Genomic DNA, 13,993 nt, shown 5'->3' with positions numbered 1-13,993 from the left:
TTCAGTCTTTAATCGGCTTGCCATCTCGATTGACAATACGGCTTTCACCATCCTTAGCCGTGACATTTTCATAAACCCCTTCATCCCGCTTCACGTACTTGCTGAACCCCTGATTTTTATAATCGGTGTCCGATGTCGGCTTCATCAACCTCGGAGCGCTCAGCAGTCGGCGTACCGGAGCATCTGCGGGAGTCTCCCCGGGTTCGCGCTTAGCCAACTCGCACAGTTGGCCCCAAGTCGAAACTTCCAGGTTCATGCTGTGCCAAACTTCTAACTGCTGGTTGTTTTCGGGACACAAATAATCGTATACAGGCATACTAAGAATCTCGTTTGCAACTACTAAAATTACTAATTGCACGGTTATTGAGAATATTATAGCTCAACATTACTAATAATTCAACCCCAAAAATCAAACTTTACTATTTTTAACGATTGTTGAAACCTTAAATCAGCTATATTATTAACCCAGTGTGCTTGCTCCCGGATGCGATCGAGACAAAGCCCAAAAGTACGCTACCCTGAAATCCTCTGACTCGATCGAACGATCGCACGATCGACGGCTAGCAAATGCCCGCAAGACTTCCCTCAATGCCGTCACAGGATCGATCGTCATTTTCAGACTGTACGCCAATCACAGATTCTAAGTTTCAATTTTATTTATTTACTCACCAGCGAGGATTTACCGATGAGCGATTTCAAAGTTACCCCAGAAGTAGAGCTGAACACAGCTCAAATGTTAGAGCGATACCAACTGCAAGATGAGACAAATCTGCGGCGTTGGGCAAAACTGCACGGCATTAACAGCACTCGCGGTTTCTTCTATCCCAGTGAAGTAGATTTGATGGATCACGCTCACCACCATCTCTACAATTTGGGAATGAGCATTGCCGATTACCAAAGCCTTTTAGACCGGCGCCGCACCCATTCCCAGACACCGGGCGACCAAAATAAAACAGTAGCAAGTCAAGTTGCTGACGAAGCATACGATGCCATAGAAACGCTGACAGATCAGTATGCTGAAGCTATAGATTTAATGGGAGAACGTATAGCAGACCATTTCATAGATGAACTCGATTTATCTGTGATGCGACACCTTTCTCAAAAAGTGAAAGACCGCCGCACTCTCAACGGTCAAGCTAAAAAGCCTAACCGTTTTCTCCAAGTAATTAAAGCCGTGTTGCAACCGAGCAGCGAAAATACGCTTCTGGTTCCCAAAAAAGAGGATGACTCTAGTTTAGAATTAGAACAGCATCATCGGCTCGGCTAGCAGCCGATTTTTGTGAAAGACTAAGAGACTTTTTGTAAAATTTACTGCTCAAATTTACTGAAAAGCACACCCGAACCCTCCCCTTTTCAAGGGGAGGGAGCAAGAGTCAGTCGATTTTAGATTTTAGATTTTAGATTTTAGAATTGAAGCATTGAAGCATTGACCCCACAGATAAATTGGGGGGGCAAGTTTCATCGGATACAGGTTTTTTATTTCTGGGTTCTGAGTCTGCGAAGGAATGAATCACGTGGCGGGTATCCTGGATGCTTTCGGTCACATTTTTTATATTATGAAGGGGAACTGAAGAGAATAAATTAACGTTTCCCAGAAATCTAAATAACTTTTAAACTGATGTTGGGTTTTGCGAATCAGCCAAACCTAATATAACTGGGGACAGATGGCGCGATCGCCCAAATTAGAGATAATATCTGCAGAATTGAACCTGTCAACCTCGCCCAAGGTAAAAAAATGATTAAATCCTGGATGGTAATTGGAGGCGTCGCCTTTGTAGTAGCTTTAGCTGCTAGCTTAATCCCGCCCAGGGACATCCAATGGTTCAACCGCTTGCAGCGTCCGAGATGGCTAGTATTTGAAAGAGCAATTCCCCTAATTTGGACAGTAATTTTTATTTGTGCAGCTTGGTCAGCAGTGATTGTCTGGGAAAAACAACCAGGAACTCAGGAGACTTGGCTGAGAATGGGTTTGTACCTGCTTTTAGAAATAGTAACTATGTCTTACACGTCGGTTATGTGCAAAGTTAGGAGCCTAAAAGTCGGCACAATAATCGGCGGAACGGGCGCTATTTTAAGCGTAATCCTAGCTTTAACTGTGTTGCCAGTTTCCGAGCCAGCCGCCCTGTTATTACTACCTTACATACTTTGGAGTCCGATCGGCACTTACACCACTTGGGTAATGATGCACCTCAATCCGGCGGATGTTTAGCCTCTCATGGAATTAGTCATTTTAATGGGATTGCAAGCATCGGGAAAAAGCACATTTTTTCGCGACTATTTAGCGGCCACGCACGTTTTGGTCAGCAAAGATTTAATGCCAAACAATAAAAATAAATCACGCCGACAAATTCAATTAATTGAAGATGCACTGCAAGCAGGTCATTCAGTCGCTGTTGATAATACCAATCCCGAAGTTCTCGATCGCAAGCCGCTGATTGATATGGGTCGCACTTATAATGCCAAAATCATCGGTTACTACTTTGAATCAATAGTCAGCGACTGTTTAGCTCGAAATCAAAAGCGATCGGGCAAATCTCAAGTTCCAGACATAGCAATTTATGCTACTATAAAAAAAATGGTATTGCCCAGTTACGGCGAAGGGTTTGAACGGCTGTTTTGGACCCGCATAGCAGAAAACTTAACCTTTGAAGTAAAAACCTGGCCTGCAGAGGAAGTTATTCATGGACAATCAGACATTTGAAAAAAAAATGCGCGAGCTTGAATATTTTCACAGCCTGCGTTTATTGCCGGGAACTCACACAGTAATTCGCGCCGACGGTCGCAGTTTTTCAAAATTTACTTCCTCCAGTTTTGATAAGCCTTTCGACTTAAAATTCCACGAATTAATGGTGGAAACTGCCAAAGCGCTCCTGTCAGAACTAGACGGCATTTACGCTTATACCGAAAGTGACGAAATCTCAGTTTTGTTTCCTCCAGATTGGGATTTATTTGACCGCAGCTTAGAAAAAATTGTCTCTATTTCTGCCAGTATTGCCAGTGCAACTTTCACTCGCGCCGCCCAAACAGCAGTCAGTTTTGACAGCCGCATTTGTTCTGCAGCCAACAAATCGCAAGTAGTAGATTATTTTCTATGGCGCCAAGCAGATGCAGCGCGCTGCGCTTTGAATGGCTGGAGTTATTGGATGCTGCGAAAAAATGGCGAAACGGGTGAAAATGCAGCAGTTATATTAGAGAAACAATCGGTGGCTTTCAAAAACGAATTGCTGTTTCAAAACGGAATTAACTTTAACGAACTGCCGGCTTGGCAGCGCCGGGGAACGGGAGTGTATTGGGAAAAATACGATAAACCAGGTTATAACCCGATCGAAAACAAAGAAGTTGTGGCAGTGCGGCGGCGACTCAAAGTTGATGAAGATTTGCCCATGAAAGAGGAATACAAAGAATTTATTTACCAATTTTTAAATGTTGGCGATTAACGATTAAGGATCTCTTGTCAAATCCGCTGGCAATTGATGAATTCTTAGTTTGTTTTAACTCACATCTTGCAGCATTCTCAAGAACAGGCAAGATGCCTGTTCCACAAGAAAATTCACTCTTTGTGGAACAGGCATCTTGCCTGTTCATAAAAGGCTTATTGACAATGGTGCAAGATGTGAGTTTTAACCGAATGCAAGCTGTGAGACGGGGGTTTAAACCCCCGCCCAATGTCGGGCAAACCAGTTAACCTAGCGATTGCCAGAGCTGGTAGGAGGCTCAGTTTCCGGCGGTTCAGGAGGGGGAGATTCAGACTCAGGAGGGTTCAGCGACTCCTCCCAAACTTTGATTTGCGATCGAGCTTGCTCAAAAGCCCGAGTACCCGAAGGAATTTTCTTCAAAGTCGCGATCGCCCCAGCCAGATCCGACGACGACTCTTCCACACCCAGCGCCAAAATCCGCTGACTCCACTCATCAATCGCCTCACTCGCCTGCCACCGGAGCGAACTCGACTCCGGCACCTGACTTGCCAGCGCAATTGCCGTTTGCAAAGCGTCAGCAGTCCCGGATCTGGCCGTCTGACGGGCGCTCTGCAAACCTTGCTCGCCCTGAAATTGAGCCTCCCAAGTCCGAATGTTCGATCGAGCTTCCTCATAAAGCACCCGTCCCGATCGAATCCGGCGGGCCATCTCAATTGCCCCCGCCAAATTGCCGCCCGCCGCTAGCTGCTGAGCTCTATCCAAAAACGGCTGGTCAACAAGCCGCTGTCTCCTCTCGATCCAAGCTTGAATTTTGGTTTGAGCTTCCACGTAAAGCGCCCTACCTCTAGCGATCCGAGAAGCTTGAGCAACGGCCGCTTCCAGAGCATTCGGATCGCCCGTACTCGCCAAATCGTTCGCTCTTTGCAAATACGGACTGTCTTCCAGCAGCTCGATTTGACGGCTCAAAGTGGTAATTTGACGGCGAGCTTCCGAAGCGCGGGGATTTGATTCCGGGACTGTTTGCAATTGCGCGATTGCAGCCCTCAAATCATTGACCCCACCCGGCGCCGCCAGCCTGCTTGCCATATCCAAAACTTTCACATCAGCCATTTCTTGTTGCCAGCGGCCGACTAAATCTTGAGCTTGCTTGTATAAAGGGCGGCCGGACTTCAACTTTTGAGCAATCTCGATCGCCTTGGAGAAACCCTCAACAGAGCCAGTCAAAGCCTGAGAAGTAGCATTCGCCAACTCATTAAAATCTTGTACTTGTTCCCTTAAATTTGCCGACTCAGGAATCTTGTTTGCGATCGCGATCGCCTCCTGCCAATCCCCTGCCTGCAAGCGTTTTTGCGCGATCTCCATAATTTTCTTGCTAAATTCCGCGATCGCCTTATTGGCAGCTTGATACAAATAACTGTTTTGATCAATTCCCTCAGCCAGCTTAATCCCCGTCACCAGATTGTCGAGACCTCCCTCGGAGGCTTTATTCCGGGCTTTTACCAACTTATTGCCCTCAGCCCGAGTCGTCTGAATTAGCTTAGTCAATTCCTCGTACTTAGCCGATTCCCAGAAAGTATTTCCCAAATCCAAAAGCAGAGTAGCTTGGCGGAAAGCCAGCGGCCACTCTTCCTGACGCAAGTGGTCTTCAGCCGTGCGGTAAATTTTCTCTGCATCGCTCCATATCGACTGCCACTTTTCAATCTGCTTTTCCACCTTCGGGTAAGCGGGAACGTTTTGAGGAACCTTACGAGCGAGCGCAATCGCCTCCTCCAGCTTTCCTTCTTGGAAACTAGCATTTCCCAGCCTGAGAATATCCTCCGACCACCGATCGATTTGAGTGTTAATTCTCGGCCGCAGCGGATGGTCTTGTGGCAAAGCATTCACTAATTCGATCGCCCTGAGCAAATCATCCGCCGTCCGCTTGCTTGCTGCTTCTTGAGCGCAAAAAAAGCGATCGTTAGCAGAAGCCGTCGGCCAAAAAATCTTTGAGCAATTGGACTGCGAGGTCAGGTTGAGCAAAGAGGCAATTGCCACAAACCCCATACCCACCGATAGCATCAAACTCAGCGCCAGCCAAAACTGCCACTTATTCGACCAGTTCCGCCACAACGGATTGTGTTCCCCCGGCGGCTGCGAGTTTTCCCCAGACAAATTCGGCGGTAGTTCCAGATGCCCTCCCGGCAGTTTTCCCGAAGTAACCAACTCTCGGAGCTCTTTAAGTCGTTGGGCCCGGTTTTTCCTTGCTGGTAAGCGCACCAGCGACGAAGTATCCTTTGTTGACTCCAAGGATTCTGATGCAGACCAACGGCCTGATGTTTTGCGATCTTGACTCATATCCTCACCACAAACAACAACCAGCCTGTCTTAATTATTTCAAAACAGCGATCGCTGCTATTGACTGCTCTATAGAATGTATTCATAAAAAAACTCGGTAAGTGGGAAACGAGCGCGACTTCAGTCCTGAGAGGAAAACGACTCGGCGATTTCAATCGCCTTGAGTCTTTCCCCTTTCGGGTTGGAGGGGTATGGTTGCCCCTCCGATGAGGTATGGTTGCCTCAGTCTCCCTTGCGGGGTAATGTTCGCCTCGACCTGGTTATAAAGGCTTGTTAGACCTGCGACACTGTTTCAGTGACTTTAAAACTGTTTAATCGCAGGTGACAGAGCCCAAAACTGGCGGATCATTCGCCGGTGTCGTGACCTAAATAACGTCTCCTCTTGCGAGGGGTCTGGTCAGCATAGCTTGCTCGATTTCTCTTACAAGCTCAGTAGCTTTAGCCCGCTCGTTACTGACCACTTTTAAATACTCGTGCAGGCGAAAGACTAAAAGAGCCGATCGCCAAACCGCAAAAATCAAAATTTTGTGATTAGGTAATTGATAATGCGTAATTGGCAATTGGTCAAGGCCGTCATCCCTAACTCGCACTCAATAGAGCCAATTACACATTATCCTCTCAAGAACCGGAGTTTGATCGCAAATCGCCGATGAGTTCCGCAAGTTGGTCGCTATTAGCTTTGTAAACCTCGTTGCAGAAATGGCACGTAGCCTCAGCCCCCCCATCTTTTTCAATCATGTCTTGGAGTTCCGCTTCGCCCAACATTTTCAGAGCTCCCAAAACTCGATCGAACGAACAGCCACAGTCAAAGCGCACCATCTGAGTTTCCGGGAAAATTTCCAGCCCCATATCTCCCAGTAACTCTTCGAGAATCTGGTGCAGCGTTTTGCCCGATCGCAGCAGTGGCGTAAAGCCCGACAATTGAGCAACTCTAGATTCTAAAGTTTGCACCAATTTTTCGTCCGTTGCAGCCTTCGGCAGAACCTGCAACAGCACACCCCCAGACGCTTCTACCCCGCCCGCCCCCACAAACACCCCCAAAACCAGAGCCGAAGGCGTTTGCTCCGAGGTTGCCAAATAGTGAGTCAGATCGTCGCCAATTTCGCCGGAAACCAATTCTACCGTACTGGAATAAGGGAAGCCGTATCCAACGTCCCGCACCACGTACAAATAACCGTCACCTATTGCCCCGCCGACATCGAGTTTGCCTTTAGCATTGGGTGGCAATTCCACTTCGGGATTGTCCACATAACCTCGAACCGTTCCATCCAGTCCCGCATCAATCAGAAGCCCGCCCAGCGGCCCATCTCCTTTGATGCGAATGTTGACTCTCGATTCGGGCCGCTTCATGCTGGAGGCGAGTAACAGTCCCGCCGACATCGTGCGGCCGAGGGCGGCTGTAGCCACGTAGGAGAGCTTATGCCGCTGTCTTGCTTCTTCGGTGAGGCGGGTGGAAATGACGGCTACAGCGCGAATTCCGCCCTCTGCGGCTGTAGCGCGAATTAATTGATCGGCCATGAAAAACCTTACTTTGTCTTTTAATACCTTCTTGAACTATTTTAGAAGTTCTTGAAGGTTGTGGCAGCAGATAGCAGCAGTTGAGTCGGCGGGCCTGGGAGTGCGATCGAACTTGTTTTAACTATCAAAGCAATAATATTACATTTCGCAATTTATGTTTATAAAATTTAAAAAAATTTTTGAACAAATAAAACTCCCAGCCGTGTATGCTTTGCTACATAGAAAGACAAAAAGAGTAGATTTACAGAATTTCGCGCATTGATTTGTAGCGTCAGTTTTTATCCAAACGGATCTGCATTTATCTGCGCCTGTATGCGGTATTTTTTTACTTTTCAGTTAAATTTTCGATGGCGATTTTGGTTAACTGCTAAAAGGTTGTGAGGAGATATGAATAATTTTCAAGACGTTTTGTTGCCTCTGCAAAAGCCATTTGAAATTAATTCATAATTAACGGAAACCAGTTTATTCACGTCAGGAAAGTTACTAAATTCAAGCAATATTGCCGACACTTCCAACAGCATTGCCGTCCCAGTTTCACAATCATCCACTATCAATTTTTTAACATCACCAAAAGTTGAAGATGGCAATAGTTTTGAACAATTTTTAACACAACCGCAACTCTTGGGGGCAGCCCCAAATGCCTCGTCCTCAGCCTCCGCAAGCAGCGACATCTTAACCGGCGAAAAAGTAGAAACACAAGCTAGCCGCACCGTTTGGAGCCAACTCCACGGCGCATCCACCCCCGAACGGCAGGCAAAAAATAGCACCTTGCCAGCCGGAGTTTTCCAAGTCGGTGCTAGCGGACAAGTCAGTGCAGACTACCTGTTCGATGGAGGATACTACCAAGGGGAGCTGGCCATTTTCAGCCTCACGGGAATGGAAAACTTAATTCCCGGTTCGGAAGCCTTCCTGCTAGAGGCATCCCGCAGAGCTCTTACCAATTCCACCCTAGGTCACGTTGTCATCCGCGACTCTACCGAAGGCGCAAAATTCAGCGGCTCAATGCCAGGAGACTATAATTGGGGTTCCGGGCCCTACACCGGCCTCAAAACCTTCACCATGACACCGGGGGACACCTTCGCGGTTATGGTGATTCCCAACGGCACAATACAAATATCTTATGCCAATCAATGGCTGTGGGAACTCTTCCCCGAACACCGTCCTTTATTCTCCGTCCCCTCAACTAATCCCAGCTTCAGCAGCTACCAGCTAGCACTCAGCGACGTTACAGGTACGGGCAATACCTTTGCCATTGAAGACGTGCCCGTGGCCCAAGCAGACGGCGACTACAACGACATCATCTTCAGCTTTATCGGCGCCACCGGCAGCGCCACCCCACTCGATACCGCCATCAACCCAGCCAGAGAATGGCGCACCACCCCTCTGGGACAGCAAATTATCAGCTACGCTAACAGCTTAGTTCCCAACGATACAGCAGCGCCCGCAATTTCCGCCACCTTAACCAACGACACTGGAACATCAAATAGCGATCGCATTACCTCCAATCCCACCATCGGCGGTACGGTCACCGACAGCAGCAGCATAGCCAGCTTCCGTGCCGGTTTCGACGACACTCCCATTGCCGAATTCGCCGACATCACCCCCCTCCTCAACAGCAGCGGCAGCTTCACTCTGGGCCGCACCCAACTCGAAACCATCCGCCGCAACCCCCTCAGAGATGGCATCCACACCCTCCGCCTCATAGCCACCGACTCCCGTGGCAACACATCAAACACTTTGGGCCTCAACTTCACCCTCGACACCGCCGCACCCCAAACCACCCTGCTGACGCCAATTTCCGGAGGCAACCACAGCAGTACAGCCCGACTCATCGGTACGGCAACCGACACCGGGACAAATCTGTCCAACCTGCAATACTCCGTCGATGGCGGCAGCCTTAATACCCTGAACCCAGACACCAGCGGTAAGTTCGACGACTCGCCTCCGAACTCGCCCCTAGCTACCGGCAGCCACACTGCGGTTCTAGAAGCAACAGACACCAGCGGCAACAAAACATCTCAAAACATCAACTTCCAAGTCACTAACAGCTTTACCGTCGCCCCCCCACAAACAACAGGTTGGGCAGCAGCATCAACAGACACTGTACTCCTGGCCGAACGCAACAGCAAACTCGTCCAAGCCGTAGTACCCGTGCAATTAGGGCAAACCACAGGCAGCCGCACCCTGCGGTTCCAACTGGCAGCCGACTTCGACAAAACAGATACAGTTTCAGCAATTGAAGACTTGTTCCAAATTTACCTCGTTTCCCCAAACGACCCCAACCAAACCCTACTAGACGGAGGTACACTCGGAACCCCGCTATTTTCCCTAGCCGGCAGCAAAGCCGAATTCGTACCCGGACGAGTGCGGTACAGCGGTGACACCGTAGAAATCGATTTGAGCAGTTTGAACAACAGCAGCAGCGGTAATCTGCTGTTCAGACTAACCGACAGCGACACCGATACCGGCAGTACCGTAGAAGTCAAGAACCTCACCAACACCGTCGATGAAGAAGGTACCGCCAGCCCAGTCTTTCTGCCAGCGCAGAACAAAACCGCCAGCGGTGGCAGCCTCGATACCGACAACCTGACAGCGGCCCCTGATTTAAAAGTAAATTTCAGTCAGGTACAGTTTGACCCCGCCACCGGCAACTACAAAGCATCAGTACAGGTACAAAATACAGGCAGCCCCGTCAGCCGCAGCGTAGCAGTAGTTTTCCCCGATTTGCCAGCCGGAGTAACCCTGCAAAATCCCGACGGTACCGACAGCAGCGGCAAACCCTACATCAATTTGCGCGGTGCTATTCCTGCTGGGGGATTGGATACTGGGGCTATTTCAGATGCTGTAGAATTAGTCATCAGCAATCCCAACTTTCAGAAATTTTCCCTCACGGCTACCGCCATTGCCGGTGCCGCCAATCAAGCGCCAAACTTGGCTGCAATCGAGTCCATCGACGTTAAAATCGGAGAAACTTTCAAGCTGCCCCTCACCGCAACCGACTCCGACGGCGACCCCATTAGCTTTGCCATCAAATCGTCCACTCCTCTACCCACGGGGAAAATCACCGGCAACGGCACCCTAGAAATTTCTCCCACTCCCGAAGAAATCGGAACCTACAACTTTACGGTAGTCGCTAGCGACGGAGTTTTAGAAACTTCTCGACCTGTTACAGTTAACGTTACCCCTTCGACTGCCGGCCTCACTCGCATTTCAGGAGTAATTCAAAACACCAACCAGCAACCCTTAGAAGGTGTGTTGGTGGGACTCGGCGCCTTGCGGGCAATAACAGCAGCCGACGGTTCCTTTGAAATTCTGCGGCTGGAATTTCCCAATTTGGCGGAGCTCGGACTTCCCGAATTAGTGCCGCCAGACACCCTGCTAATTTACGGCGACGGCATTACAGGCGAAGACAACTACCCCTACATTGCCGAAAAACTGCCGTTGTTATTGGAACACGAAGTTTACTCCAACGTCAACAACGTCATCTCTCGTCCGATTTACCTGCCGCCGATCGACACCGCCAACGGCAAAAACATCAACCCAGCCGCCGACACCACTGTCACCACCGCAGCGATTCCCAAAGCATCCGTATTTGTCAAAGCCGGTTCCCTCCAAGATGCTGAAGGCAACCCCTACACCGAAAACCTCAGCATCACCGAAGTTCCCACAGAATTAACCCCCGCCGCCCTGCCGCCCAACCTGCATACCGACTTGGTAGTCACCATTCAGCCGGGGGATATGGTGTTTACCACTCCAGCCCCCCTCTCTTTGCCCAACCGCGCCGGATACTCCGCGGGTACGACAATGGACTTGTGGTCGATTAACCCCACCACAGGCTTCTTCGACAATGTAGGCACCGGTAAAGTCACTGCTGACGGGAGTGCAATAGAAACTGTTTCAGGCGGCATCCGCAACAGCAGTTGGCACTTCTTCGCCCCCCCAGCACCTTCGCCCAGAAATCCGGGTCAAGACCCCCGCAATCCCAAAGACAAGTGCAACGAATGCAAAGCAAAAGGCGGCTTAACCTCTTCCGTAGAAATGCACTCCGGGGCAGTCATCGAAACACACGACCTCGTACCTTACCAGTCAATGGGAGAAACCCGCAGCTTAACTCTAACCTACGATTCTCTCAGAGCAGACCCCAGACCCATCGTCCATTTCGGCTACAATAACGCCCCCGCCGATGCCGCGCAAAAATTAGTTGCTAAATTAACCGTAGATGCAGGCAAATTCAAATATCAAATACCCGGATATTCCGGCAACCAATACAGTTTAACCGGAGGCGAACACTTCTGGTCAATGCCCTCTAATGGAGGTCCCATCGACGCAGCGTTGCAAGTCGATATGAGTGCCTTGCCTTCGGGTCAGTACGACTATACTATTAACAGCGGCATCCGCCGATTTACGGGTACTATTTTTGCGGGTTCTTCAACTGACACGAAGGATAAGTTAGTTTCAGTCAACACAATTAACAGTCCTTTCGGCAGCGGTTGGGGAATAGCTGGATGGCAGGAATTAGTAGAAAATTCCGACTCTTCATTATTGTTAATTGACGGTGACGGCAGCGAATTGGTATTTGACAAATCCACAGCAGCAGGCGGAGGCTACGTATCTCCTTCAGGGGATTTCTCTAAATTAGAGAAACTGGCAGACGGCACGTTTACCCGCACCTTAACTGACAAAACTGTTTACAGTTTCAATACCGCCAAGCGTCTGGTTTCGGTTAAAGAAGCCAACGGCGACGAAACCAAATATACTTACAATTCATCCGGTGAGTTGTCCCAAATCATCGACGTAGCTGGGTTGATTACCAAGTTGACCTATGCAAACGGTAAAGTAAGTCAAATAGAAGACCCGGCTGGACGGTTGACGAAGTTAGAATACGACGGTGCCGGCAACTTGCAAAAGATTGTTGACCCCGATACCAAAGCGCGGACGTTTAGCTACGACAGCGAACGTCACATCACAAAAGAAGTAGACAAACGAGGATTTTCCGAACAAACATTATACGACTTTGCAGGTAGAGCAACGGGAGGAATTCGTAAAGACGGTTCGCAGTTGCAGGTGGCACCAGTACAGGTACAAGGACTTTATCGGAAGGAGGATACAACTAATCCTTTGAATGCGCCTGTAGCTCAACCTTTAAGTACAGTAATAGAGGCAAGTTATGCTGATGGTAGCGGTGGGGTAGTTACTCAGATTCTCGACCAAACAGGTCAAGTTGTTTCGGCAAAAGATGGAGGGGGAAATAAACCTACCTTTGAGCGAAATCAGAATTTCTTAGTGACGAAAAAGACTGACGCGCGGGGCAATACTACCTCTTACGAGTACGATGCTAAAGGAAATGTGAAAAGCATTTCTGATTCGCTTTCCGGTACGCCTCAAACACCCCCAAATAACAACGACGGTCAGTTGTTTGGGCCGAGAAATTATATAAACGCGAATGCTAGGGTTATTGCAGTAGGAGATGTCAACGATAACAGCACTGTTGATATTGTTACTGCTGGTTATGGCAACAGTGTATCAGTGTTGTTGGGTAACGGCGATGGCACTTTTGGCGTCAGAGATTACACTGTAAGCGACAGCCCAAACTCCATAGCTTTAGGGGATTTGAATGGCGATCTCAATTTAGATATCATTACTGTCAGTTCTTTTGGTGGTACTACTCCTAATGCAGGCCGGGTGTCAGTATTGTTGGGCGATGGTTCGGGCAATTTTACCCCTCAAGCTAATAATTATCCCGTAGCTTCTGGTGCTTTATCCGTAGCTGTGGGAGACGTAAATAAAGATGGTGAAAATGATGTCGTTACTGCTAATAATTCTAGCACCAATAGCTTGTCCGTGCTGTTGGGGAATGGCAATGGTACTTTGGCCACCAGCACGAATATCGCACTGAATTCGTCGCCAGAATTTGTAACTTTGAACGATCTAAATAAAGATGGAAATTTAGATATCATTGCCGCCAGCCCTTCTAGCGACACTAATCCTGCTAGCGGTAGGGTGTCAGTATTGTTGGGAAATGGCAGCGGTACTTTTGCCGCCCAAAGTAATTACTCCGTGAATGTTGGGGCGGTATCTGTAGCTGTGGGAGATTTGAATGGGGATGGCAATAATGACATCATTACTGCAAACAAACGTGACTCGAACGTTTCTGCATCTTTAAACAATGACGTATCTGTATTATTGAGCAATGGCGATGGTAGTTTTGGTGTGGCAACTAATTACTCAATTGAGTCAATAACGGGAGATTTTCATAATCCTTTGTCCGTAGCGGTAGGGGATGTGGATGGAGATGGAGATTTGGATGCAGTTATTTCCGGTCAGGGTTATGGTTTAGAAAGTGTATTTTTAAACAATGGTAACGGTACTTTGGCAATTCCAAGTGATGATAATTATTATTTCTATGCCTCCGATCAGGCTGTGGCATTAGCAGATATCGATCAAGATAGCGATTTGGATTTAATCTTCGCTGGTAGTGGAGTTAATGTTCGTTTAAACAATACTGTGCAAGCTGGTGAGGGAGGTGGTACTGGCAAGCGGAGTTATACTTACGACCCAGTTTTCAATCAAGTAACCAGCGAAACTGATGAATTGGGCCGCCAAACTCTTTACGAAATTGACCCGCTTACTGGTAACAGAAGAAAAGTTACAAACGTAGTAGGTGCTGTTGGCGACAGCGATGATGTTGTTACTAGCTATACCTACACAAATAAAAATCTAATTGA

The 13,993-nt window shown here is 48.4% G+C and carries 10 protein-coding genes; 7 read left to right on the top strand and 3 right to left on the bottom strand.

Translation table 11 applies throughout. The annotated features are described in order from the left end of the window. Position 1: 1 nt before the first annotated feature. Positions 2-316 (bottom strand): zinc ribbon domain-containing protein, encoded by a 315-nt coding sequence (locus tag QUB12_RS04725; protein ID WP_333052014.1) that lies wholly within the window; start codon positions 314-316, stop codon positions 2-4. A 154-nt stretch (positions 317-470) separates the two neighbouring features. On the opposite strand from QUB12_RS04725, the gene QUB12_RS04720 reads away from it, so the two are divergent. The 6 genes from QUB12_RS04720 (at position 471) to QUB12_RS04695 (ending at position 3,685) form a co-directional block, all read left to right on the top strand. Next, a complete protein-coding gene (locus QUB12_RS04720) occupies positions 471-644 on the top strand; it encodes a hypothetical protein (RefSeq protein WP_333139905.1) in 174 nt (57 codons plus the stop codon). A gap of 41 nt (positions 645-685) precedes the next feature. After that, complete coding sequence (locus QUB12_RS04715) at positions 686-1,267, top strand: hypothetical protein (RefSeq protein ID WP_333139903.1); 582 nt, start codon at positions 686-688, stop codon at positions 1,265-1,267. Between the two features lie 468 nt (positions 1,268-1,735). Beyond that, positions 1,736-2,209 (top strand): TspO/MBR family protein, encoded by a 474-nt coding sequence (locus QUB12_RS04710; protein ID WP_333103284.1) that lies wholly within the window; start codon positions 1,736-1,738, stop codon positions 2,207-2,209. Positions 2,210-2,215: 6 nt separating this feature from the next. After that, on the top strand, positions 2,216-2,701 hold the full coding sequence (locus QUB12_RS04705; RefSeq protein ID WP_333139901.1) for an AAA family ATPase: 486 nt from the start codon (positions 2,216-2,218) through the stop codon (positions 2,699-2,701). After that, positions 2,682-3,437: a tRNA(His) guanylyltransferase Thg1 family protein gene (locus QUB12_RS04700; RefSeq protein ID WP_333139899.1), complete on the top strand. Its 756-nt coding sequence runs from the start codon at positions 2,682-2,684 to the stop codon at positions 3,435-3,437. Before QUB12_RS04705 ends, QUB12_RS04700 begins: the two co-directional genes overlap by 20 nt. Positions 3,438-3,529: 92 nt before the next feature. Further along, positions 3,530-3,685, top strand: a complete 156-nt coding sequence (locus QUB12_RS04695; protein ID WP_333103280.1) for a hypothetical protein — start codon at positions 3,530-3,532, stop codon at positions 3,683-3,685. Position 3,686: 1 nt separating this feature from the next. Here the strand turns inward: QUB12_RS04695 and QUB12_RS04690 are convergent, their stop codons facing one another. Next, complete coding sequence (locus QUB12_RS04690; RefSeq protein WP_333139897.1) at positions 3,687-5,750, bottom strand: hypothetical protein; 2,064 nt, start codon at positions 5,748-5,750, stop codon at positions 3,687-3,689. Between the two features lie 618 nt (positions 5,751-6,368). Beyond that, positions 6,369-7,268, bottom strand: a complete 900-nt coding sequence (gene hslO, locus QUB12_RS04685) for an Hsp33 family molecular chaperone HslO (RefSeq protein WP_333139895.1) — start codon at positions 7,266-7,268, stop codon at positions 6,369-6,371. A gap of 621 nt (positions 7,269-7,889) precedes the next feature. On the opposite strand from hslO, the gene QUB12_RS04680 reads away from it, so the two are divergent. Next, positions 7,890-13,993: FG-GAP-like repeat-containing protein (locus QUB12_RS04680; protein WP_333305715.1), on the top strand; the 6,104-nt coding region annotated here is incomplete at its 3' end.

The sequence above is a fragment of the Microcoleus sp. B7-D4 genome (genome assembly GCF_036705125.1).
Classification (GTDB): domain Bacteria; phylum Cyanobacteriota; class Cyanobacteriia; order Cyanobacteriales; family Microcoleaceae; genus Microcoleus.
Note: the sequence above shows the minus strand (reverse complement) of the source record. Positions and strands in the feature narration are given on the sequence as shown.